Source organism: Vibrio sp. M260121 (assembly GCF_036533715.1).
Lineage (GTDB): Bacteria > Pseudomonadota > Gammaproteobacteria > Enterobacterales > Vibrionaceae > Vibrio.
This window is the reverse complement of sequence record NZ_JATABF010000131.1, coordinates 1-408: the sequence shown is the minus strand read 5'-3', so window position 1 is coordinate 408 and position 408 is coordinate 1. Positions and strand designations below refer to the sequence as shown.

Here is a 408-nt window from a genome sequence, read left to right as displayed (position 1 = left end):
AGACAGTTCCATTCAATTATCCGACCCAACGGAGGCGAAACATCTATGGCTGTTCTAACAGACGTGGAGCGCGCTGAAAAAGACAACCTGACCAAAATGGAGCGCCTCGAAAATGAGGCGCTTTCTTTTACGGCCAATAAATTGTCCAGCGCAATCACTCATGCCATCAAAAGTGGTAATGTCGACATCGATGCGTTCATGAGCGCATACACTGCAACGTACACTAACTCGATGATGGTGAGTTGGTTGCTGGGCCAAGTGCATATCATCAAACAAATCGATGCCAACATCGAGCTGGCCAACGCACCCATTACCCTTGCCGTTGACCCTGTACCATTTCAAGAAGCCATTGATGCGCTGTCGTCAATGATACCTGCAGACAGCAAAACCTATCGCCAAACCGAAGCG

At 48.8% G+C, this 408-nt stretch carries 1 pseudogene; it reads left to right on the top strand.

Annotated features, from left to right (window positions below):
• Nucleotides 1-45: 45 nt before the first annotated feature.
• Nucleotides 46-408: pseudogene (locus QTO06_RS25605) on the top strand (phage minor head protein); the annotation flags it as partial.